At 60.2% G+C, this 18702-nt stretch carries 25 protein-coding genes and 3 pseudogenes; 17 read left to right on the plus strand and 11 right to left on the minus strand.

Features of this window, described 5'->3' with window-relative positions:
- Positions 1-32 precede the first annotated feature (32 nt).
- The 3 genes and pseudogenes from AB3G45_RS28395 to AB3G45_RS28405 all read left to right on the plus strand — a co-directional run.
- The gene (locus tag AB3G45_RS28395; protein WP_367833876.1) at positions 33-287 is read left to right on the plus strand and encodes a type II toxin-antitoxin system VapB family antitoxin; all 255 of its coding nucleotides are present in this window, start codon (positions 33-35) and stop codon (positions 285-287) included.
- Positions 287-673, plus strand: coding sequence for a type II toxin-antitoxin system VapC family toxin (locus AB3G45_RS28400; protein WP_367833877.1), 387 nt, complete (start codon positions 287-289; stop codon positions 671-673). Before AB3G45_RS28395 ends, AB3G45_RS28400 begins: the two co-directional genes overlap by 1 nt.
- Before the next feature lie 41 nt (positions 674-714).
- A pseudogene (locus tag AB3G45_RS28405) lies at positions 715-1510 on the plus strand (integrase); the annotation flags it as partial.
- On the opposite strand, the gene AB3G45_RS28410 reads toward AB3G45_RS28405, so the two are convergent.
- Complete coding sequence (locus tag AB3G45_RS28410; RefSeq protein ID WP_367833878.1) at positions 1509-1841, minus strand: nucleotidyl transferase AbiEii/AbiGii toxin family protein; 333 nt, start codon at positions 1839-1841, stop codon at positions 1509-1511. The pseudogene AB3G45_RS28405 and the gene AB3G45_RS28410 sit on opposite strands and share 2 nt — an antisense overlap.
- Positions 1841-2104 carry a hypothetical protein gene (locus AB3G45_RS28415; RefSeq protein ID WP_367833879.1) on the minus strand — a complete coding sequence of 88 codons (264 nt, stop codon included), beginning with the start codon at positions 2102-2104 and terminating at the stop codon, positions 1841-1843. The genes AB3G45_RS28410 and AB3G45_RS28415 overlap by 1 nt, the downstream gene beginning before the upstream one ends.
- 397 nt (positions 2105-2501) lie before the next feature.
- Here AB3G45_RS28415 and AB3G45_RS28420 point away from each other — a divergent pair, with 397 nt between their 5' ends.
- Positions 2502-3992 carry a diguanylate cyclase gene (locus AB3G45_RS28420; RefSeq protein ID WP_367833880.1) on the plus strand — a complete coding sequence of 497 codons (1491 nt, stop codon included), beginning with the start codon at positions 2502-2504 and terminating at the stop codon, positions 3990-3992.
- 73 nt (positions 3993-4065) lie between these two features.
- On the opposite strand, the gene AB3G45_RS28425 is transcribed toward AB3G45_RS28420, so the two are convergent.
- Both AB3G45_RS28425 and AB3G45_RS28430 read right to left on the minus strand, forming a co-directional pair.
- On the minus strand, positions 4066-4524 hold the full coding sequence (locus tag AB3G45_RS28425; RefSeq protein WP_367833881.1) for a GNAT family N-acetyltransferase: 459 nt from the start codon (positions 4522-4524) through the stop codon (positions 4066-4068).
- Between the two features lie 13 nt (positions 4525-4537).
- Positions 4538-5068, minus strand: a pseudogene (locus AB3G45_RS28430) (recombinase family protein); the annotation flags it as partial.
- A gap of 52 nt (positions 5069-5120) precedes the next feature.
- Here AB3G45_RS28430 and AB3G45_RS28435 point away from each other — a divergent pair.
- Positions 5121-6542 (plus strand): Fic family protein, encoded by a 1422-nt coding sequence (locus AB3G45_RS28435; RefSeq protein WP_367833882.1) that lies wholly within the window; start codon positions 5121-5123, stop codon positions 6540-6542.
- On the opposite strand, the gene AB3G45_RS28440 is transcribed toward AB3G45_RS28435, so the two are convergent.
- Together AB3G45_RS28440 and AB3G45_RS28445 are read right to left on the minus strand one after the other, a co-directional pair.
- Positions 6431-6856 (minus strand): type II toxin-antitoxin system VapC family toxin, encoded by a 426-nt coding sequence (locus tag AB3G45_RS28440; protein WP_367833883.1) that lies wholly within the window; start codon positions 6854-6856, stop codon positions 6431-6433. The genes AB3G45_RS28435 and AB3G45_RS28440 overlap by 112 nt on opposite strands.
- Complete coding sequence (locus AB3G45_RS28445) at positions 6853-7110, minus strand: Arc family DNA-binding protein (RefSeq protein WP_367833884.1); 258 nt, start codon at positions 7108-7110, stop codon at positions 6853-6855. Before AB3G45_RS28445 ends, AB3G45_RS28440 begins: the two co-directional genes overlap by 4 nt.
- 153 nt (positions 7111-7263) lie before the next feature.
- On the opposite strand from AB3G45_RS28445, the gene AB3G45_RS28450 reads away from it, so the two are divergent.
- The 3 genes and pseudogenes from AB3G45_RS28450 to AB3G45_RS28460 all read left to right on the plus strand — a co-directional run bounded on the left by AB3G45_RS28450 (position 7264) and on the right by AB3G45_RS28460 (position 8439).
- Positions 7264-7569, plus strand: a complete 306-nt coding sequence (locus tag AB3G45_RS28450) for a recombinase family protein (protein ID WP_367833885.1) — start codon at positions 7264-7266, stop codon at positions 7567-7569.
- Between the two features lie 201 nt (positions 7570-7770).
- A pseudogene (locus AB3G45_RS28455) lies at positions 7771-8126 on the plus strand (type II toxin-antitoxin system RelE/ParE family toxin).
- Positions 8107-8439, plus strand: a complete 333-nt coding sequence (locus AB3G45_RS28460) for a helix-turn-helix domain-containing protein (protein WP_367833886.1) — start codon at positions 8107-8109, stop codon at positions 8437-8439. The pseudogene AB3G45_RS28455 and the gene AB3G45_RS28460 overlap by 20 nt, the downstream one beginning before the upstream one ends.
- A gap of 36 nt (positions 8440-8475) precedes the next feature.
- On the opposite strand, the gene AB3G45_RS28465 is transcribed toward AB3G45_RS28460, so the two are convergent.
- Entirely contained in the window at positions 8476-8733 is a 258-nt protein-coding gene (locus tag AB3G45_RS28465) for a hypothetical protein (RefSeq protein ID WP_367833887.1), read from the minus strand.
- A gap of 190 nt (positions 8734-8923) precedes the next feature.
- Here AB3G45_RS28465 and AB3G45_RS28470 point away from each other — a divergent pair, with 190 nt between their 5' ends.
- Positions 8924-10366 carry a DUF6880 family protein gene (locus tag AB3G45_RS28470; RefSeq protein WP_367833888.1) on the plus strand — a complete coding sequence of 481 codons (1443 nt, stop codon included), beginning with the start codon at positions 8924-8926 and terminating at the stop codon, positions 10364-10366.
- Between the two features lie 16 nt (positions 10367-10382).
- Positions 10383-10610, plus strand: coding sequence for a hypothetical protein (locus tag AB3G45_RS28475; protein WP_367833889.1), 228 nt, complete (start codon positions 10383-10385; stop codon positions 10608-10610).
- A 27-nt stretch (positions 10611-10637) separates the two neighbouring features.
- On the opposite strand, the gene AB3G45_RS28480 is transcribed toward AB3G45_RS28475, so the two are convergent.
- Both AB3G45_RS28480 and AB3G45_RS28485 read right to left on the minus strand, forming a co-directional pair.
- Positions 10638-11000: a ribbon-helix-helix domain-containing protein gene (locus tag AB3G45_RS28480; RefSeq protein ID WP_367833890.1), complete on the minus strand. Its 363-nt coding sequence runs from the start codon at positions 10998-11000 to the stop codon at positions 10638-10640.
- Positions 11001-11104: 104 nt separating this feature from the next.
- Positions 11105-11662: a DJ-1/PfpI family protein gene (locus tag AB3G45_RS28485; protein WP_367833891.1), complete on the minus strand. Its 558-nt coding sequence runs from the start codon at positions 11660-11662 to the stop codon at positions 11105-11107.
- Between the two features lie 821 nt (positions 11663-12483).
- Here AB3G45_RS28485 and AB3G45_RS28490 point away from each other — a divergent pair.
- From AB3G45_RS28490 to AB3G45_RS28505, 4 genes are all read left to right on the plus strand, one after another.
- Positions 12484-12984, plus strand: a complete 501-nt coding sequence (locus AB3G45_RS28490) for an NUDIX hydrolase (RefSeq protein WP_367833892.1) — start codon at positions 12484-12486, stop codon at positions 12982-12984.
- Between the two features lie 208 nt (positions 12985-13192).
- A complete protein-coding gene (locus AB3G45_RS28495; protein ID WP_367833893.1) occupies positions 13193-13399 on the plus strand; it encodes a hypothetical protein in 207 nt (68 codons plus the stop codon).
- A gap of 157 nt (positions 13400-13556) precedes the next feature.
- The gene (locus tag AB3G45_RS28500) at positions 13557-15230 is read left to right on the plus strand and encodes an FMN-binding glutamate synthase family protein (RefSeq protein WP_367833894.1); all 1674 of its coding nucleotides are present in this window, start codon (positions 13557-13559) and stop codon (positions 15228-15230) included.
- A gap of 113 nt (positions 15231-15343) precedes the next feature.
- The gene (locus AB3G45_RS28505) at positions 15344-16456 is read left to right on the plus strand and encodes a tyrosine-type recombinase/integrase (protein WP_367833895.1); all 1113 of its coding nucleotides are present in this window, start codon (positions 15344-15346) and stop codon (positions 16454-16456) included.
- A gap of 218 nt (positions 16457-16674) precedes the next feature.
- On the opposite strand, the gene AB3G45_RS28510 is transcribed toward AB3G45_RS28505, so the two are convergent.
- Together AB3G45_RS28510 and AB3G45_RS28515 are read right to left on the minus strand one after the other, a co-directional pair.
- A complete protein-coding gene (locus AB3G45_RS28510; RefSeq protein WP_367833896.1) occupies positions 16675-17031 on the minus strand; it encodes a type II toxin-antitoxin system HicB family antitoxin in 357 nt (118 codons plus the stop codon).
- Complete coding sequence (locus AB3G45_RS28515; protein ID WP_367833897.1) at positions 17028-17282, minus strand: type II toxin-antitoxin system HicA family toxin; 255 nt, start codon at positions 17280-17282, stop codon at positions 17028-17030. The genes AB3G45_RS28510 and AB3G45_RS28515 overlap by 4 nt, the downstream gene beginning before the upstream one ends.
- A 128-nt stretch (positions 17283-17410) precedes the next feature.
- On the opposite strand from AB3G45_RS28515, the gene AB3G45_RS28520 reads away from it, so the two are divergent.
- From AB3G45_RS28520 to AB3G45_RS28530, 3 genes are all read left to right on the plus strand, one after another.
- Positions 17411-17677 (plus strand): type II toxin-antitoxin system Phd/YefM family antitoxin, encoded by a 267-nt coding sequence (locus AB3G45_RS28520; RefSeq protein ID WP_367833898.1) that lies wholly within the window; start codon positions 17411-17413, stop codon positions 17675-17677.
- Entirely contained in the window at positions 17674-18120 is a 447-nt protein-coding gene (locus AB3G45_RS28525; protein WP_367833899.1) for a type II toxin-antitoxin system VapC family toxin, read from the plus strand. The genes AB3G45_RS28520 and AB3G45_RS28525 overlap by 4 nt, the downstream gene beginning before the upstream one ends.
- Positions 18121-18214: 94 nt before the next feature.
- On the plus strand, positions 18215-18646 hold the full coding sequence (locus AB3G45_RS28530) for a hypothetical protein (RefSeq protein WP_367833900.1): 432 nt from the start codon (positions 18215-18217) through the stop codon (positions 18644-18646).
- Positions 18647-18702 lie beyond the last annotated feature (56 nt).

Below are 18702 nucleotides of genomic sequence, written 5' to 3' on the forward strand. Positions count from 1 at the left end.
GGTAGAATATAGATCACTAGGAACCTTTGAAGATGGCCCTCAGTATAAAAGATCCGGAAACCGAACGTCTGGCCCGCACACTCGCGGAGCGTACTGGCGAAAGCATCACCATTGCGACGCGGACCGCACTCGAAGAACGTTTGCGGCGGCTCGGATCCAGTGTGCGCAAGGCTGCCTTGCTGGAGGATCTCGCCGCCAGCAGGCGGCGCTGGAGCAGCTTGCCCGTGCTGGATACGCGCAGCGCCGACGAGATTATTGGCTACGACGAGAACGGGCTGCCCAACTGATGGTCATCGATACCTCGGCTATCGTGGCGATCGCACTGGACGAACCAGAGGCCCCGTCCTTCGAAGAACGCATCGCTGACGACCCTGTACGCCTAATTTCTGCAGCTACCGTGCTCGAAGCGGCGATGGTGCTTGAAACGCGGCTTGGCGAGGCTGGCGGCAGCGAACTGGATCTATGGCTTCACAAAATCGGCGCCGAGATCGTCCCCGTATCCACCGGCGATGCTGACCAGGCGCGCCGCGCCTGGCGGCGCTACGGCAAGGGTCGGCACCCGGCAGGGCTGAACTACGGAGATTGCTTCTCCTACGCTCTCGCCTTCCTGACGGGCGAGCCTTTGCTCTACAAGGGTAACGACTTCTCACAGACCGACATCAGGGCGGCATGACCATGAACACCGACGAGAAGCGAACCGCTGGCAACGCTTCGATGCACGCCTTGATACAAGTCCCCTCCCCCACACTGCCGGCCCACCTGCAGGACCTCACCGATCGCGCGCGCGGCTATGTAGAGGCCGCCAACTCGGCCAAAACCCGCAAGGCCTATGCGTCAGATTGGAAGCACTTTTCTGCCTGGTGCCGGCGTCAGAACCTTTCTCCCGTTCCACCGGATCCACAGGTCGTCGGGCTCTATATCACGGCCTGCGCTTCCGGGACGGCGGAGCGCGCTGGCAGACAGAACACCGTCTCGACCATCGAGCGCCGCTTGGCCGCTATTGGCTGGAACTGCACGCAGCGCGGCATGTCACTGGATCGAAAGGACCGCGCCATCGCGACGGTGATGGCCGGCATCCGCAACAAACACGCAGCCCCGCCCCGGCAGAAGGAAGCGATCCTGCCAGAAGACCTGATCGCCACGCTGGAAACTGTCGACCGGTGCGCTACGCGGTCTGCGCGATCGCGCCATGCTGCTCGTCGGTTTTGCCGGAGCCTTGCGCCGTTCCGAGATCACTTGCCTCGACTTCGGCCGTGACCAGACAGAGGACGGCCACGGCTGGATCGAGATCCTCGACAAGGGCGCCCTCGTCACCCTGCGCGGTAAGACCGGTTGGCGCGAGGTGGAGATCGGCCGGGGCTCAGCCGACGTCACCTGCCCCGTCGCGGCACTCGAGACATGGATCCGGTTCGCGAAGATCGCCAAGGGACCCCTCTTCCGCAGCGTGACTGGACAAGGCAAGAATGTCGGGCCGGACCGGCTCAACGACCAGGAGGTGGCGCGCGTCGTCAACACCCGAGCGATGAAATCGATCTCGCCAATCTCCTCAAAGGCGAATTTCTGAAACCGCGCACCGTCTCCGCCGTAGGATGCAGGAATCTCCCTGAAGCGCAGGTCGGCTTTGCGGGGTCGAGAAATCCCCAGATCTGGCTGTCATCCAGGAGAATATCGATGTCGTGGCTTTCCCGATGACCAATCCGGATCATCATCGCGGTGCCACCGCCAAAGGACCACTGAAACGGGTAGCCGCCGGTTTGGTCCCTGACTTGATCCAACAGATCACAAGCGATGGCAAAGAGCCGTCGCCACTCCGACGGTCGCTGGTTGTGTGCCTCAACCATCAGGCGGCAAGATGATAGCTCTCGCCGGACCACGCCGAGAAATCGGAAGCAAGCCTCTTCAGATCATCGACTGCAATACCGAACTCCGCAGCAAACTCGGTCTGCTGATCGAGCGGCACCTCGCCGAAGAAAGAACTGACCTGGCCAGAAAATACCTTGGCAAGCTCAATATCCGAAAGGCAATGAGCCAGCATCGCGCCGTCCAGCTGATTGCTGTAGGGTGCGTTCACCGTCGTCAGGATTAACACAAGGTTCTTGTTCATAGAGCCTCTAACATAAGGAATTCCGACCGTTTTCGTAAGTTTTCCGCGATCTGCTTTGGGGTTCTATCTATCATCGGTCGTTTTCCAGTCTGCGCATAGGGGAAAGTGTTTCGAGGGCATCGCCGACAATGTGCTCGCAGGCGGCGAGGCGCCTTTAGCGGCCATGCGGCGCGCGAACGCCTGGACCTCTTGCGGGTCGCGAATTCCGCTTACGCTGGCCGGCAATGCCGTAGCCGACAGTATCGTTGCGATCGTCCTCACGGGCGTCGTTTGCCGCTTCAATGTTCAAGGATAGAAGGCTGCAGGTAACACAGACGTTTCAACCTCAGTTTACCTATTGCTGATAAATAGAAACCACGCCTTAGCGGCGATACATTTTCCGAGCCATGAGCGCCACATGTCTGACACCGTCGATTCCGATATTTTCAATCTCGCACCCACGGCGATGTGGATCGAGGATTTCAGCGATGTAAAAGCCTTGTTTGACGACTGGCGCGCACTGGGCGTGACGGACGTCCGCGCATTCCTTCGCGAGGACCAGGATCGCGTCGCGCAGTGCTCCGGTCGCATCAAGGTGCTCTCCGTGAACAGAAAGACGCTGGAGCTCTTCGAGGCCGACGACATTGACCACCTGCGTGCCAGCCTCTCGACCATCTTTCGTGGCGACATGCTTGAAACGCACGTGATCGAACTCGCCAAGCTTTTCGATGGTGAGCTCGTGTTCGAGAGCACCACGTCGAACTACACGATCTCAGGCCGACGTCTCGACATCCAGCTTCGCGGGGCCGTCATGCCCGGCTACGAAACATCGCTCGGCAAGCTGCTTTTGACGACTGAGGACATTACAGCGCGCGAAGACGCACGGCGAGCCGAAGCCCTGCAGAGAGGCCATGCCGAGGGCATCTTCAAATACTCTCCGGTCTCCTTGTGGATCGAGGATTTCAGTCGGATCAAGGAGTTGATTGAGGGCGTCAGGGACCGGGGTATCAGTGATTTCCGCACCTTTATAGATGTTCATCCCGAGTTTGTGCGCCAATGTATGAGCGAGATCCGCGTCATCGATCTGAATCGTGCAACGCTCGACCTGTTTTGCGCGACCGAGCAGAACGAGTTGCTGCATCGTCTGAACGAGGTTTTCCGCGACGACATGGAAAAGCCGTTCCGCGAGCAGCTTATGGAACTATGGAATGGAAACCTCCATCATCATCGAGAAGTCGTGAACTACGCACTCGACGGTACCGTGCGCCATCTCTTGCTGCACTTCTCCGTGTATCCGGGGCATGAACTCGACTGGTCTCGCGTGCAGGTGGCACTCACCGACATCACGGCGCGCAAGAAGGCGGAGGCCTATCTCGAATATCTCGGTAAGCACGATGTGCTCACCAAGCTCTACAATCGGGCCTTTTACGCGGAGGAGATCAATCGGCTGGAGCGAAAGTCACTTCGACCCGTCTCTGCCATCATATTTGACTTGAATGGCCTGAAGGAAGCCAATGACCAGCTCGGCCATGATGCGGGTGATGATTTGCTACGCCGGTTCGGAGAAATATTGAATGGCGCAGTTTCGCAGCCCAATCACGCCTGCCGCATCGGCGGCGACGAATTTGCCGTCCTAATGCCTGGCGTAGATACAAAGGCCGCCTCTGCCATGGCAGAGACGATCAACGAGTTGCTCAAAATCAACAACCAGTTCTACTCAAGCGCTCCGCTGCGTATATCATTCGGAACCGCTACGAGTATGCCTGGCGAAACGGTCGAAGCCGTTATCAGGCGAGCGGATGCGCTAATGTATGAGCGTAAAAATGCGTACTACGCGGCCGATAGTGTCGACGGAGATGACCGGATGCTGAAGCGGTTACCTACGCGCCGCACTAAGCACAAAGCGTAAAGAAGCGCGCCTGAGGTCAAGGCAACTTGGCCCCTGAACATTAAAGGGGCACAGATATACGGTAGGCTGAGGCTTATGTGGCGGGACGGCGCAGCACATACCTTTGGCGGATCACGGTTCCAGTCTTCCAAAGCTCGGCTGCTTCAAAGCCGCAGTCACGGTAAAGGCGGTTTGCAGCATAGGCTCCGGGGCTTCCTTCTGCAAAAGTATCAACGTAAATCGTGGAATTGGCAGGGATCGCGGCAATTGCCGTTTCCACTAATCTTCTGCCAACGCTGAGCCGTCGATGCTCGGACAAAACTGCCAGCCACCGTATCCAGTGTTCATTTCCAGTACCACCAATCAGCACCCCACCGATGAAGACTGAGCCCTGGTTGGTGGTCCGCGCGCAAAAAGCCTGTTCCTGTCTGATCTTCCGTTCAAGAACTGCTTCAAAATCAGGCATGGGTCCGAATAACGGAACTACCTGCGTAGCCAGCATCATCCATGGTTTCAGGTCGCGGTTTTCCGCCAGAGCAATTTGAATCTTCATCTTGCAAACTCAGTCAGCCTCCGCGCTTACGGCGGTCCGGCAGTTTCGTGCCATCAGCACGCAGCTCTCCTTTTGGATCGACAAAACGATATAGGGTCTGCCGCGAGATGCTGAGTTCCGTACAGAGATCCGCTACCTTCGTTTCCGGCTTTCCCATCGCCGCTTGGGCAAGTCTCAATTTCGCCGGCGTCATCTTGAAGGGCGCGCCGCCGCTCCGTCCCCGAGCGCGGGCGGCAGCCAATCCTGCCTTCGTACGCTCGATGAGCAACGGCCGCTCGAATTCGGCCAATGCGGCGAAAATGTCAAATACCAGCCGGCCATTGGCGGTCGATGTGTCGATCGACGCGCCTTCGCCGGCCAGGACCTTGAGGCCGATATGCCGTTGGGTCAGATCGTCGACCAGATTGACGAGGTGGCGGAGATCACGGCCGAGGCGGTCGAGCTTCCAGACTACGAGCGTATCACCACGACGCAACGCCTTCAGGCAAGCTGCGAGACCGGGCCGGTCCTCTTTCTTTCCTGACGCGGCGTCCTCATAGACATTCTCATGAGAGCGTCGTTCCGGAACTAATTTTCATAAGCGGATATCAGGATTCATGGAACATGGACAAAGAAAGCCGTTTTCAGGCGCGGTCAGCATTTTTCACGGCCGCTGGATGCCGGAAGCCGCCATCCCTGTCGGCTATGCGGCCCTCATCGATGCCTTTGAACTACCCGTACCTGTGCCAATCACCCTGTCAGCGATCGGCCCACGCCATAAAGTGTATCAGGCCGAGAGTTGGAACATTTACACCCCACGCCACCAGCCGGACAGTGACCTTGCGGGACATCTTACCTTCGCGTTGCGCTATGAAGGGCTGGACCTTGCCGTCCTGAGAGCCTTGTTCAGGGAGACAGGTCCTGAACCGATCGCCGACATGGTGCGCGCGGCGCCTACTGGCGGCTATGCGCGACGGCTGTGGTTTCTCTACGAATGGCTGCTCGATACACGGCTCGATCTGCCCGACGCTGCACAGGGCACCTATGCCCTTGTCGTCGATCCCGCGCGGCAGTTCGCGGTGGGTGGAACGAATTCGACAAGACATCGGGTGAGGAACAATTTGCCCGGGACACCGGCCTTCTGCCCGATGATCTTCCGCACGCCCTCGCTCGACGCATTCGTTGCGCGCCGGCTTGGCGACGAAGCGCGGCAGTTGATCGCCGAAGTGCCGGCGGACCTGCTTGCACGCACCGCAGCATTCCTACTGCTCAGGGATTCGCGCTCGAGTTTCCAGATCGAGGGAGAAGACCCCCCGCAAGATCGCATCCAGCGCTGGGGCAAGGCGATCGGAGAGGCCGGCCGCCGGCCGATAGACCGCGGCGAACTGGAGCGGTTGCAGCGCATCGTCATCGGCGACGCGCGCTTCGTCCATCTCGGCCTGCGTGTCGAGGGTGACTTCATCGGCGAGCATGATCGACTGTCAGGGGCACCGATCCCCGATCATATCAGCGCCCGACACGAAGATCTGCCCGCGCTGATAGATGGCCTGGCTTCCTTCGACCTCAGTGCGGCACAGCATCTCGATCCCGTTCTCGCCGCCGCGGCTCTCGCCTTCGGCTTCGTCTACATCCACCCTTTCGAGGACGGAAACGGCCGGCTGCACCGCTATCTGATCCATCATGTTCTCGCCGAGCGCGGGTTCTCCCCCCCCGGTCTCGTCTTTCCGGTCTCGTCAGTCATCCTGGACCGCATAGATGTCTATCGAGCCGTATTGGAAAGCTACTCACGCCGCCTTTTGCCGCTTGTTCGTTGGCAATCAACAGATCGTGGCAATGTCGCGGTGCTAAATGACACTGCGGACTTCTACCGGGTTCTGGATAGAGCATTCCAGAGCGGCATTTGCGCACCAACCGCCACCGATCACCTTTATTGCGTGATATCCCAAGGGTTTATGACATTCAGTCCGGCGGACGCGAATGGGCTGGTATCGCGTGTGGCAACCATCAGGCCGCGTGCGCGGGCTATGGCGGCAATGTAGCCATCCGCCTTGCCAATGGCTTTACCAGCCTCCCTCGCACGTGCCATCAACTCGGCATAGGCTCGCGAAGCATCTAGATCGAAGGACAGAACACGACCTGCGAAAGCTGGCAAAACCTCCCGTTCCAAACGATCCTGGTAGATCATGCGTCGCTTGCCTTCCGGCATTGTCGCCAGGCCGAAGCGAATCTCAGCCACGGTAGTCGCCGAAAGATAGAGGGTTTCAACCGTCTGCGCGTCGATCCAGGCCAGAACATTGGGATCTGGCTCGATCTTCCAGAGCTCGGAAATCACGTTTGTATCGAGAACGATCATTCAAAGCTCATCGGCTCGGCCGGTGCTTTGTCGCGAAGCTGGTTGAAGCGCTCCCACTCGACATCGGTTAGGCCGCCGGCTTCGCGGGCGATGGAGTTCAGCAGCGAACCGAGCTTCAAGCGCCCTTCGGGCTTGGCAGCCTGTTCCAGAATGCTGCGGATTTCGGCCTCGGCGCTGCGGCCGTGCATGGCCGCTCGTACTCGGATCGCGCGATGCACCTCCTCCGGAACGTTTCGGATTGTGATGGACGGCATTGCTTTTCATTTCCAATCTTGATTGCGTTGATTGCATAATAGCATTACGCTATCAATGCAGCAACTGCCCCCATAGGGCCTTAACGCGCGAATTTCAAACGCGCACGTCTCATAGGCCGGCGTACGCAGAAACGGACAACGAACAGCAAATTCATGGCCACCAGGATCGTCGAGATCGCCAACGCCCCCACGCCGGCCGGCCGCATGGTGTTGACCGTGTTTGCCGGCATTGCGGATTTCGAGCGCAGCTTGATCGTGGAGCGCACGAGCGCCGGCCGGATCGCGGCGAAGGCGCGGGGCGTGCGGTTCGGCCCCTCCCCTACCCTGTCGGCCGAGCAGATCGCACACGCTCGCCAGCTCATCAGCCAGGAGAATAAGCCGGTTGCCGAGGTTAGGGCAGACGCCGCAAGAGATGGAACCGCAGGGACGCGCCGCCCAGGAAGTCGCCTGCCTGTTTAGCTTCCTTTCGGAGCAGGCAAACATGATTGCAGGTAAGCATGTAATCATCCGCGCTCGGCCATCCCTGCGGCCCTAGAGGATGAGAGCGGGCCTGCCCGGGGCTACCGACGCGCCAATAGGCACCATAAACTATAATAGTATGCACTATAGTTTATGGTGCTACAGGGAGGTTCCGTGCGGATTTTCTTGACCAGAGGCGTTATGCGGTTCGCCCGCCGGCAACGCATTGCCGACGCCAGCTTGAGCGAGGCTATCGAGCGGGCCGAGCGCGGCACTATCGATGCCGATCTTGGCGGCGGCCTCATCAAGCAGCCGTGGCGCGGCCTGGTCAGGGGCGTTCCGGCGGGTATCGGATGATCGTCGCCTATCGGGCGGCCGGACGCGCGGTGTTTCTGTATGCGTTCGCCAAGAGCGACCGCGACAACATTGACGATGACGAGCTAGCGGCCCTGCGCACGATCGGAGCGAACTGGCTTGCAGCGCCGGCCGAGCTGGTCGGGCAAGCCATTGAGGACGGAGATTTGAAGGAGATCGAGCATGACGACAACGAAGCCTAGCCGCCTTTCCCGAGAGATAGCGGAAATGGCGGGCGCACAGCGCCGCCTCGGGATCATGGACGAGGCGACCTATGAGAAGATCACGGCACGGCACCTTGGAGAGAAAGTCTTGCCAACCGAAACGCCGATGACGGGCGCAGAGGTGCGGGCCGTGCGCGAGCGAGCACATCTTAGCCAAGCTGCGTTTGGCCGCTATCTCAATGTAACGCCCGGCTATGTGTCGCAGCTCGAGCGCGGTGAAGCGCAGGCCAAGGGGCCGGCGCTCGCCTTGCTGAACGTCATCCGGCGGCGGGGTATTGAGGCGCTGCATTAGTAGGGCAGCGCAAACATGCTTTTATGTAAGTGCACTCTATCGAGAGCGCCTTATCGGAAACATGTCTTCACCATAGTGATGGAGCCTGGTGTGATGCCGTCGGCATAACCAACGTACGCACAGGGGCTCGTCATATCGGTCGTGATGGGCATCTACCGATATGGCGCCGCAGACCTCACAGCTTTGCTTTTGCAGTTCACCGGCCTTGACCGCCCGCTGCACAGCAAGGTGAGCGTCGTACTTGGCTGGATTGGAACGACGCCAGTGAGCTTGTCGAGTATCCGTTTTCAGCATCTGCGCGCGTTCCCGATTTGATCTCACGAGATTGATAGCACGATCTCGCGCCGTTGCGGACCAGAGAAAATGTGAACGAGAGGCGTTCGCGTTCTCCTATCGTCCGTTCCTGTCTGACGTACAGATTGCCAGTCGCCGGCATAGATGGTTCAAAGCGACGTCAACACGGCAGCGGAACTCCGGGACACCGATGGCAACGAAAACGACGCTCAATGCAAAGAACCTCGAAGCGCTCGGCGCACAACGCCTGGCCGAGCTTCTCATCGAAATCTCCACCGGCAATGCCGCGCATAAACGCCGCCTGCGCCTTGAACTCGCCGGCAACCATTCGAGTGCCGAGATCGCCCGCCAGGTCCGCAAACGGCTTTCCAGCATCGCCCGCGCCCGGACATTCATCGATTGGCGAAAGCTGAAGGCGACGAAGCTCGATCTCGAAACCCAGCGCAAGATGATCGTCGAGACCGTTGCCAAGGACGATCCCGCCGAAGCATTTGACCTCGTCTGGCAGTTTCTCGCCCTGGCGGAATCGATCTTCGCCCGGTCCGACGATGGCAGCGGCACGCTGATCCAGAGCTTTCACCAGGCATGCAATGACGCAGGCGTCCTGGCCAAGACGGCAAATGTGGACCATGACCTCCTTGCCGAGAAAGCCTTCAAGGCTGTGCAGGACAACGGCTATGGACAATTCGATAGCTTGATTACCGCCATGGCACCGGCGCTCGGCAACGCCGGGCTGGAGAGCTTGAAGGCGCTGTTTATCGCCTGGTCGAAAGAGCCGAAGGAGAAGCCCGCCAGGACAGGCCGCAAGATCGTCGGCTGGAGCAGCCGGGGCGAGATCTACGAGGACGAGGTCTTTGGCCGCCACAAAGATCGCACCATCAGCCACGGGCTACAGGAAATTGCCGATGCCCAAGGCGATGTCGATGCTTATATCGCCCTGCAGCCGGAAAAGACCCGGGCCGCTCCGATGGTCGCAGCCGAAATCGCCAACCGGTTGATCTCGGCCGGCCGCGCGGAGGAGGCGTTGGCGGCGCTCGACAAGGTCGACGCCGAGGGCCATAACGACGTTCCCTTCGACTGGCAGCTTGCCCGCGTCGAAGCGCTCGAGGCGCTGGAACGGGAAGACGAGGCCCAGGCATACCGGTGGCAGTGTTTTGAACAATCGCTGAGCGACGGACATCTGCGCGCCTATGTCAGACGCCTGCCTGACTTCGACGATCTGGAGGCGGAAGAGAAGGCCTTCGCCTATGCGCAAGGCTTTCCGGATGTCCACCGGGCCCTGTATTTCTTCCTGCGATGGCCGTCGCCGGCGGAGGCCGCCAAGCTCTTGATAAAGCGCCGCCTCGAGCTCGACGGCGACCATTACGAACTGCTGACGCCAGCAGCAGAGGTGCTTTCGGAAAAACATCCGCTCGCCGCAACCATAGTCTTGCGGGCCATGGTCGATTTCACGCTGGAGAGCGCAAGAGCCAGCCGCTACAAGCATGCAGCCCGGCATCTGGCGGAATGCCGGTCGCTGGCGATGCAAGTTGATGACTTCGAGGCCATTGGATCGCACGAGGCCTATGTTGCGAGCCTAAGGCGCGATCACGGCCGCAAGACCGGCTTCTGGAGTCTCGTATCAAGTTCCTGAAAACGGCTGTTCCCGCATGGCGTTTCGACCCGACCGCGCTTTCAACGATCTGCCGGCGCTCCCGCCAGCGCAGGATATCGAGACCACGGCAGTGCTGAAGGCCTGCATCTACGCGCCCACTCGAAACGGTGGCGCCAATCATGCAGTTCTTGTTCCAACGATCGGCGCGCTGAGCCGGCCTAATCTTCTAGCCAGTAACATTGCGATGGACTGCAACGCTTTCGGCGACCACCAGACCGGCTGATGCGAAAGCGAAGCCACCATCTCCTCATCAGTTGATCACCGCACTACGCCGCTGTGCTTCCCGGGCGAGAATTTCCCGCGCCGCGTGGCCAGCGATCGGAATATTGAGATCAGCCGAAATCTCACCGGCGGCAATGAGCGCATGGTAGCGGGCACAGCATACCCTCAGGAACGAGGTGAAGTTGCCGAGATCGTGATCGGCGTCCATCGCCTCGTGCCAGAGCCTCGTTATAAGCTGCGCGACAGTCATGCCGTCGCGCAAGCCGATTTCGCTGAGCGTATCCCAGAAATGGTTCTCGATCCGGATCGAGGTGGCGACCCCGTCGATGCGCAGACTGTGGGTGCGGCTTTCCCACTGGCTGGCATCAGCCTTGATGAAGAGTTCGCACATCGTAAGGTCTCCCTTCCCATGAACGTCGGAGCAGTCCAGATGGTCTTCGAACCGGCCGAGGCCTACTATATCCGTATGGTCATGCCGGGAGCTTCAGACTGCCCTTACAGGATTGCCAGAAACTGCTTGAGCCATGCCGGATGCGCAGGCCATGCCGGCGCGGTCACCAGATTGCCATCGGTGACGGCCTCTGTCACCGCGATGTCGGCGAATGTCCCGCCCGATGCCGTCACTTCATAAGCGCAGGCCGGATAGGCCGAGCAAGTGCGGCCCTTGAGAACGCCTGCCGCCGCAAGCAGCTGCGCACCGTGGCAGATCGCGGCGACTGGCTTACCCTCCTCGAAAAAGTGCTTCACCTTGGCAAGCACGTCCGGATTCATGCGCAGATATTCGGGGGCGCGGCCGCCCGGAACGACCAGTGCATCGTAGCTCGCCGGGTCGGCAGCGGCGAAATCGGCATTCAAAGCGAAATTGTGGCCGGGCTTTTCCGAATAGGTCTGATCTCCCTCGAAGTCGTGGATCGCTGTTTTCACTTTATCGCCCGCCTGCTTGCCGGGGCAAACAGCATCGACGCTGTGGCCGCAGGCCAGAAGCGTCTGGAACGGAACCATGGTTTCATAGTCCTCAGTGAAATCGCCAGTGATCATGAGAATCTTCGCCATCCTACATCCTCCCTTGCTGTGATGGTTAGCGCAGCAGACTAGGCGGGATGTTTTTGAAACGGGTGTTATTCTGATACTACGGCCGAAGACGCCGTGGTCAGGGCGCCTTGACTTGCAGGGCTGAGCGGTGATGCCGCAACCGGTTCGCCGACCTTGAACTGCTAAGCACCAATGGCTCTGCGTGGTAAGACCGCTGGCGTGAGGCGGAAGGCGGCCGCGGCTCTACCGATGCGCCCTATCCCGTCTTGCAATCAAGACTTGGATCAAATTGGCGAAAACACTGTGTCGGTGGAGGCACGGCAGAACCGGGCTATTTCCTCGTTCCGGGAGAATTCCTTGACAGTCTTGATGCAGAGATTCTGGAATTCCGCCTCGTTGCGGCGAAACGTCATCTTGAAAGATGCACGGCCCCTGCCCACATTGACGTCATGCAAGAAACTGTAGCGTCCCTCTTCTTCAGGCTCACCGATCAAGCATGCTCCCACGCCCGGAGCTGGCAGCCGTGATCCTGTAACGCCGCCACAGACCCCCGCCGCTCCGGGAACCCCACGATGAAAGTGCGGTTCGTTTCGCGTCGTTCATGCGACGTGCCAATGGAGCGAATCCATGTCCCCTTTTCGATCCCGTCCCACCTGCGTTACCTGTAACCGGCCCCTGCCGGGCGCCGCGGCCCGTTGCCCGTGGTGCAAGACGTCGATCCCCTCCACTGCCGCCCGCCGTGCCGCTGTTCGCAAACACAGCGCGTCCCGACGGGCCTTCTTCTGGCTCGGCGAGGACGCAGGGCGATGAGTTGCGCGACGATAATCGACGATAGCATTCCGATGGCTAGTGATGCGGACGAATTGCAGCAGGTCGGGGTTCTTCCGTGGCGCATCCGGCGCGATGGCGAGCGGAAGCTGCTGCTCATCACCTCGCGCAGGCGGGGGCGATGGATCGTGCCCAAGGGGTGGCCCATGAAGGGCTATCCGCCCTTCGCTGCTGCATCGCGGGAGGCGTTCGAGGAGGCGGGGATCATCGGTGACATCTCGCCCGCGCCGGTGACGACCTATCGATACATGAAGGCCCGGGGCGACGGTTCGCAGGTTGCCTGCCGCGTCACGGTGTTCGGCATGAACGTGCGTGGCACGTTGAGCCATTGGCGCGAGAAGGAGCAAAGACAGCGAAGGTGGTTTTCCCTCGAAGCAGCGGCAGGCAAGCTTGACGATATCGAGCTTGCCGCGTTCGTAAGAGTTCTCGAGACAGAGCCGGACCGCCTGGAGCCGAACAGCCGCTCCGGCGGGCGAAACCTGTCGTTCAGCGACCTTGGCACGCCCGGAAGCTGAGGTGGCGACGATGTTCGAGACAGGTTCCAAAACCCGGCGGCTTTCCGCCTTTCCCATCCGCAGGGTCAGCGTCGGACGCTGACTGCCTGGCGCCACTAACTGCGAGGGCAAGAGTGGCGTCAGGCGTTTCCCAATCGAGATTGAAACTTGCGGAGCAACGCCGGCCCCTTTTCGCCGGCCCGTTGCCCATACCCAGGAAGAGCCAGCAATGACTTTCAGATATAGCCATACTTTCCCCATCAGCGGCCCGAACAAGTTGCCTCGCTTCAAGCAGTGGGCAGCCGAAAACATTCCGAGCGTCGCCGTATCCCTGCCGCCCCAGGTGCCGGTCAAGAGCGAAGCCCTCACTGTGCGGCTGAAATCCATTGAGGATCGCAACACGCTGATTGGGAAACTGGAAGGCGTAAGCCTCTAACGGCCCGGTCCGCGGCGAACGACCGGCCCGTCATCATCCTATAAGCATTCTGTTACACAGATGATTATAGGAAGGGCCGTGCCGTTCGCCGCAGTCTCTCTGCGTATCCCGGCATACCGGCCCTCACTCGATAGCAGCGAATTTCGGACAAGACATCATGGTAAAGGCTCTCGTTTCCAATCAGCGCTATGCGGTGTTCGTCGGTGTCGGGGTAGCCGCCGCCGCATCTTTCGGCGGTGGCCTCCTGTACAATGGATGGCTCCTCGTCGTCGCTGCGATCTGCGGCACACTGTTCCTTCTGGGCATTCATGACCTGCGCCAGCACAAGCATGCGATTCTGCGCAACTATCCTGTGGTCGGGCACCTGCGCTTCCTGCTGGAAAGCATCCGGCCGGAGATTCGTCAGTACATCATCGAAAGCGACAACGACGCCGTTCCGTTCAACAGGCAGGATCGCGGCCTCGTTTACCAGCGTGCCAAGGGGGTGGAAGACAAGCGGCCGTTCGGCACCATCGAGAATGTCTACGGTTCCGGATACGCCTGGCTCACCCATTCCGCGACACCGGTCGCCATCGCCGACACAGACTTCCGGGTGCGCGTCGGCGGCCCGGCCTGCAAGCAGCCCTACGATGCCAGCCTGTACAATATCTCGGCCATGAGCTTCGGTGCGCTCTCCGCCAGCGCCATTCTTGCACTCAACACCGGGGCAAAGAAGGGCGGCTTCGCCCATGACACGGGAGAGGGCAGCATCAGCCGCTACCACCGCCAAGGCGGCGGCGACCTGATCTTCCAGATCGCATCGGGTTACTTCGGCTGCCGGGATCAGGAAGGCCGGTTCTCTCCAGAGAAATTCGCGGAGCTTTCCGCAGATCCCCAGATCAAGATGATCGAGATCAAGCTGAGCCAGGGCGCCAAGCCGGGCCATGGCGGCATGCTTCCTGCCTCGAAGATTTCCCCCGAGATCGCCGAAGCGCGCGGCATTCCCATGGGGGTAGACTGTACATCGCCCGCAGCCCACAGCACGTTCTCGACGCCCCTCGGTCTGATGGCGTTCGTCGGCCAGTTGCGGGAGCTTTCCGGCGGAAAGCCGGTCGGCTTCAAACTGTGCATCGGGCATCGCCGCGAATTCATGAGCATGGTCAAGGCGATGTTGCAGACGGGCATTGTTCCCGACTTCATCGTGGTTGACGGCGCTGAAGGCGGAACGGGTGCGGCCCCGGTGGAGTTTGCCAACCGGGTGGGGATGCCGATGCTGGAAGGCCTGACCTTCGTTCACAACACGTTGCGCGGCGCGGGTATTCGCCACCAGGTAAAGATCGGTGCAGCCGGAAAGATCGTCTCCGCCTTCGATATTGCCCGCACGCTGGCCCTCGGTGCAGACTGGTGCAACGCCGCACGCGGCTTCATGTTCGCCATCGGCTGCATACAGGCGCAATCGTGTCACACCAACCGCTGCCCGGTGGGAATTGCCACTCAGGATCCGATACGCCAGCGCGCGATCGACCTTGGCGACAAGAGCGATCGCGTCGCCCGCTTCCACCGCAATACGATGCATGCGCTTGGGGAAATTGCAGGCGCCGCAGGCCTCGGCAATCCGAGCGATTTCATGCCCTACCACTTCATGTTCCGGCAGAAGGACAACGAGTTCCTGGATGGCAACGAAGCCTATCCCTATCTGCCCGAAGGCTTCCTCGTGTCGGGCGGGGAGATCCCCGAACTGGCCGACTGGCACGATCGATGGGACCGCGCCAGTGCCGACAGCTTCGCACCGCCTGAAATCCCCCATGGACCCTTTCGAAAGCGCGCGGGGCGACTAGCCGTCGTCAGATAACAGCTTCATCGTCAGCTCAGCTTATGTGCCGGTCGTGACATTCGTCGCCGAGATTGAAAGGTATGGGAGGATCGGAATTTGCGTTATCGCTCGTTCCGGTCTTTATAGAGGGAATGACGCGAATCGACGGCGAAGCCACTGAAAATCAATCTTCGGAACATTCGGCGACGCCGCACGGCACACCGGTGGACGACGGCAAGTCGGCCGCCCTCGTTGCCGCATCCGCCCCGCCGCCCCTGCCGGCCCACCTGCAGGATCTCACGGATCGAGCCCGCGGATATGTCGAGGCGGCAAGTTCTGCCAACACGCGCAAGGCCTATGCCTCCGACTGGAAGCATTTTTCCGCCTGGTGCCGTCGCCAGAACCTGCCGGCCCTTCCGCCGGATCCCGAGGTCGTCGGCCTCTATGTCACCGCCTGCGCCTCCGGCACGGCCGAACGTGGTGGCAGGCCGAACACCGTCTCCACGATCGAGCGCCGCCTTGCGGCGATCGGCTGGAACTGCGCGCAGCGCGGCACGAAGCTCGACCGCAAGGACCGCGCCATCGCCACCGTCATGGCCGGCATCCGCAACCGGCATGCCGCCCCGCCGCGCCAGAAGGAAGCCCTGCTTCCCGAAGACCTCATCGCCATGCTGGAGACGCTCGACCGCGGTTCGCTGCGGGGCCTGCGCGACCGGGCCATGCTGCTCATCGGCTTTGCCGGAGGCCTGCGCCGCTCGGAGATCACCGGCCTCGACCTCGGCCGCGACCAGAGCGAGGACGGGCGCGGCTGGATCGAGATCTTCGACAAGGGCGCCCTGGTGACGCTGCGCGGCAAGACGGGCTGGCGCGAGGTGGAGATCGGCCGCGGGTCGTCCGATGCCACCTGCCCCGTCACCGCGATCGAGACCTGGATCCGCTTTGCGAAGATCGCCCGCGGCCCGCTGTTTCGCCGCGTCACCGGCCAGGGCAAGGATGTCGGGCCGGACCGGCTCAACGACCAGGAGGTGGCGCGCCTCGTCAAGAAGGCGGCGCTGGCCGCCGGCGTGCGCGGCGACCTGTCGGAAGCCGAGCGGGCGCAAAAATTCGCCGGCCACTCGCTGCGCGCCGGCCTCGCCTCCTCGGCGGAAGTCGACGAGCGCCATGTGCAGAAGCAGCTCGGCCACGCCTCGGCCGAAATGACCCGCCGCTACCAGCGCCGCCGCGATCGCTTCCGCGTCAACCTCACCAAGGCCGCGGGGCTCTGAGCTGCGGGGGGACGTCGTGATCAAACCCGCGGCGATGCTTGCTTGTCAATGTCGAAGCAGCCGCGGCCCTGAAGCGGTCTCCGCTGAACTTTGGCGACTTTCATGTCGTATCCTGGGCCGCCGAATAGTGGCTTGCTCATCGATACGAATATCACTGCGCAATTTTCCCCCGGCCAGCGCTGAAAGAGCAAAACTCAAGCCTTGATACTGATTATGCGTCAGCTTGCCAGCCTGGACTCAGCGAAGTTGGCCGCCTCCTCAAGAGCCTCTTCGGCCCACTGGTTGAGGCTTTTACCGGAAAGTTCAGCGGCGATGGCGGCCTTACGGTGAACAGCAGGGTCGACACGGAACATCATCTTGCCCGAATATGGCTTCTGGGGTTCCTTGCCAACCTTGGCGCAAGTTTCGAGATAGTCGTCGACTGCCTCATGAAAGGCGTCTTTCAGACTGGCGACGGAGTCCGAATGAAAGCCAACAACATCGTTGATGCCGGCGATACGCCCGAAGAAGATTTCGTCCTCGCTGTCAAATTCAATTCGAGCGCTGTAGCCGTTGTAATTCATAACGTTGGTCATGGAGTTACTCCTATTAAGTTAAGGAATTCGCGTGCGTCCTTAACCTGGTAGCGTTTGGCTTCCTTCTCCGGGTGAGGACGGTGAAAGCTGGCTACGTTCTCACCTTTGACAAAACGGACGCGGGAGCCGCTGCCTTCAACGACTTCGCAGCCAGCAGCAACGAGAAGGCTTTCAATGTCGGCCCACTCAAGGGTGCCCGAAACAGGGTTCTTGAATACGGCTGCCAACGTCTTCTTTTGCTTGCTGTTCATGCTAGCAACATAGGGCGCACCGATCAAATCTGCAAGCGATTTATGCTAGCATTCACGGTATGTATGCCTTGCTTTTATGAGATAAGAATCTTACAAAAGGTCATATGTGACCATTTTGGAGTGTGGCTGTGTCAACGATTAGCCTCAAGGATGCCAAGGCTGGTTTTTCGCATATCGTCGATCAAGCCGCCGCTGGAGATTTCGTCACGATTACCCGGCATGGTCGCGCCGCTGCTGTCCTGGTCTCTGTACGGGCCGCAGAAGCAGCGAAAAGAGCCCTTGCCAAAGGGCGGCCCAGCCTCGTCCAGTATCTGAAGACGTTTCCCGCTGATGCGGACTTCGACGGCGATGTTTTCGCGAGGAACCCGACTCCATCGCGTGAGGTGGATTTGTGAGTGGCTTCCTGCTCGATACCAACGTCATTTCGATGTTGTCGCCGTCAAAGGCGACGGCCACGGCTGATTTTATAGCGTGGCTGGAAGAGCAGGAGCGGCTTAACGCGATCTATCTATCCGCTGTCACGATCCACGAAATTGAGAAGGGTGTGAGGCTGCTGGAAGCAAAAGGTGCGACGGCCAAGGCGGCGGGGATCGAGATATTTTTGCGGGGGCTCATTGTCGGGTACGATGACCGGATTCTTCCGGTTGACGCCGAGGTCGCACGGGAAGGCGGAAAACTGGAAGCGAAGGCGATGTCTGCCGGTTATAATCCCGGTGCGGCAGACGCCATGATCGCAGGGACCGCCAGCGCTCATGGTCTAACGGTCATCACGGCGAACCTGAAACATTTTCAGCCATTCGGGATCAACGTGACATCGCCGGATCAACTGGCGCCCTGAATACGCGATCGAGCTGAGAGAAGGCAGGAAGCCACCAAAAAGAAATTCGTTTCGCCTTTGGCATGAATATCGGAAACGAGCAGAGAGGGCGCACATGCTCAAAGCCATCCTATCCGTGACTCTGCTTCTGGCGATGACCGGTGGCTTGTCGGCGCCCGCTCATGCAGGCGAGCCTATCGACGTTGTCGCGGGCATCTACGCCAAATACCCCTGGAAGGATTTGCCGCCGGGCGGTCATGGGGCATGGTATGTGGAGACCGCGGCAGCCTGGGAGAATGGCGCATCGGACGCTGGAATGGCGTTCCTTGTGGGGCCAGTCATTCAAGTGGAGAAGGTCGCCACCGAGCTTGTGGTTTCCGGTGACTATGAAGCCAGGGTACGTGCCGCTCTTTCTGGCAAGGACGGAACTGTCTACGCACTCAACTTCGGCATGATCGGCGATGACGATGAGGATGACAGATGGCGGATCATCGAGGTGTTCACCGATGACGGCAGATACCTTTCCGAGATACTCGCGCATAAGTAGCCCCCTCATTAATTCGCGTCGGTATTGTAAATCATGATCCGATCTTCGTAGGAACG

It is taken from the genome of Shinella sp. S4-D37, from assembly GCF_040812195.1.
In the GTDB taxonomy this organism is placed as follows: domain Bacteria; phylum Pseudomonadota; class Alphaproteobacteria; order Rhizobiales; family Rhizobiaceae; genus Shinella.

Bases quoted from the DNA above. Each gene is read 5' to 3' on its own strand.
- AB3G45_RS28495 (WP_367833893.1), top strand. From the start codon at position 13,193: ATGACTTTCAGATATAGCCATACTTTCCCCATCAGCGGCCCGAACAAG.
- AB3G45_RS28530 (WP_367833900.1), top strand. From the start codon at position 18,215: ATGCTCAAAGCCATCCTATCCGTGACTCTGCTTCTGGCGATGACCGGT.
- AB3G45_RS28510 (WP_367833896.1), bottom strand. From the start codon at position 17,031: ATGACCAACGTTATGAATTACAACGGCTACAGCGCTCGAATTGAATTT.
- AB3G45_RS28505 (WP_367833895.1), top strand. From the start codon at position 15,344: ATGACGCGAATCGACGGCGAAGCCACTGAAAATCAATCTTCGGAACAT.
- AB3G45_RS28460 (WP_367833886.1), top strand. From the start codon at position 8,107: ATGACGACAACGAAGCCTAGCCGCCTTTCCCGAGAGATAGCGGAAATG.
- AB3G45_RS28475 (WP_367833889.1), top strand. From the start codon at position 10,383: ATGGCGTTTCGACCCGACCGCGCTTTCAACGATCTGCCGGCGCTCCCG.
- AB3G45_RS28445 (WP_367833884.1), bottom strand. From the start codon at position 7,110: ATGCCGTCCATCACAATCCGAAACGTTCCGGAGGAGGTGCATCGCGCG.
- AB3G45_RS28470 (WP_367833888.1), top strand. From the start codon at position 8,924: ATGGCAACGAAAACGACGCTCAATGCAAAGAACCTCGAAGCGCTCGGC.
- AB3G45_RS28440 (WP_367833883.1), bottom strand. From the start codon at position 6,856: ATGATCGTTCTCGATACAAACGTGATTTCCGAGCTCTGGAAGATCGAG.
- AB3G45_RS28400 (WP_367833877.1), top strand. From the start codon at position 287: ATGGTCATCGATACCTCGGCTATCGTGGCGATCGCACTGGACGAACCA.
- AB3G45_RS28480 (WP_367833890.1), bottom strand. From the start codon at position 11,000: ATGTGCGAACTCTTCATCAAGGCTGATGCCAGCCAGTGGGAAAGCCGC.
- AB3G45_RS28450 (WP_367833885.1), top strand. From the start codon at position 7,264: ATGGCCACCAGGATCGTCGAGATCGCCAACGCCCCCACGCCGGCCGGC.
- AB3G45_RS28410 (WP_367833878.1), bottom strand. From the start codon at position 1,841: ATGGTTGAGGCACACAACCAGCGACCGTCGGAGTGGCGACGGCTCTTT.
- AB3G45_RS28500 (WP_367833894.1), top strand. From the start codon at position 13,557: ATGGTAAAGGCTCTCGTTTCCAATCAGCGCTATGCGGTGTTCGTCGGT.
- AB3G45_RS28515 (WP_367833897.1), bottom strand. From the start codon at position 17,282: ATGAACAGCAAGCAAAAGAAGACGTTGGCAGCCGTATTCAAGAACCCT.
- AB3G45_RS28485 (WP_367833891.1), bottom strand. From the start codon at position 11,662: ATGGCGAAGATTCTCATGATCACTGGCGATTTCACTGAGGACTATGAA.
- AB3G45_RS28490 (WP_367833892.1), top strand. From the start codon at position 12,484: ATGGCTAGTGATGCGGACGAATTGCAGCAGGTCGGGGTTCTTCCGTGG.
- AB3G45_RS28435 (WP_367833882.1), top strand. From the start codon at position 5,121: ATGGAACATGGACAAAGAAAGCCGTTTTCAGGCGCGGTCAGCATTTTT.
- AB3G45_RS28465 (WP_367833887.1), bottom strand. From the start codon at position 8,733: ATGCTGAAAACGGATACTCGACAAGCTCACTGGCGTCGTTCCAATCCA.
- AB3G45_RS28395 (WP_367833876.1), top strand. From the start codon at position 33: ATGGCCCTCAGTATAAAAGATCCGGAAACCGAACGTCTGGCCCGCACA.
- AB3G45_RS28415 (WP_367833879.1), bottom strand. From the start codon at position 2,104: ATGAACAAGAACCTTGTGTTAATCCTGACGACGGTGAACGCACCCTAC.
- AB3G45_RS28420 (WP_367833880.1), top strand. From the start codon at position 2,502: ATGTCTGACACCGTCGATTCCGATATTTTCAATCTCGCACCCACGGCG.
- AB3G45_RS28425 (WP_367833881.1), bottom strand. From the start codon at position 4,524: ATGAAGATTCAAATTGCTCTGGCGGAAAACCGCGACCTGAAACCATGG.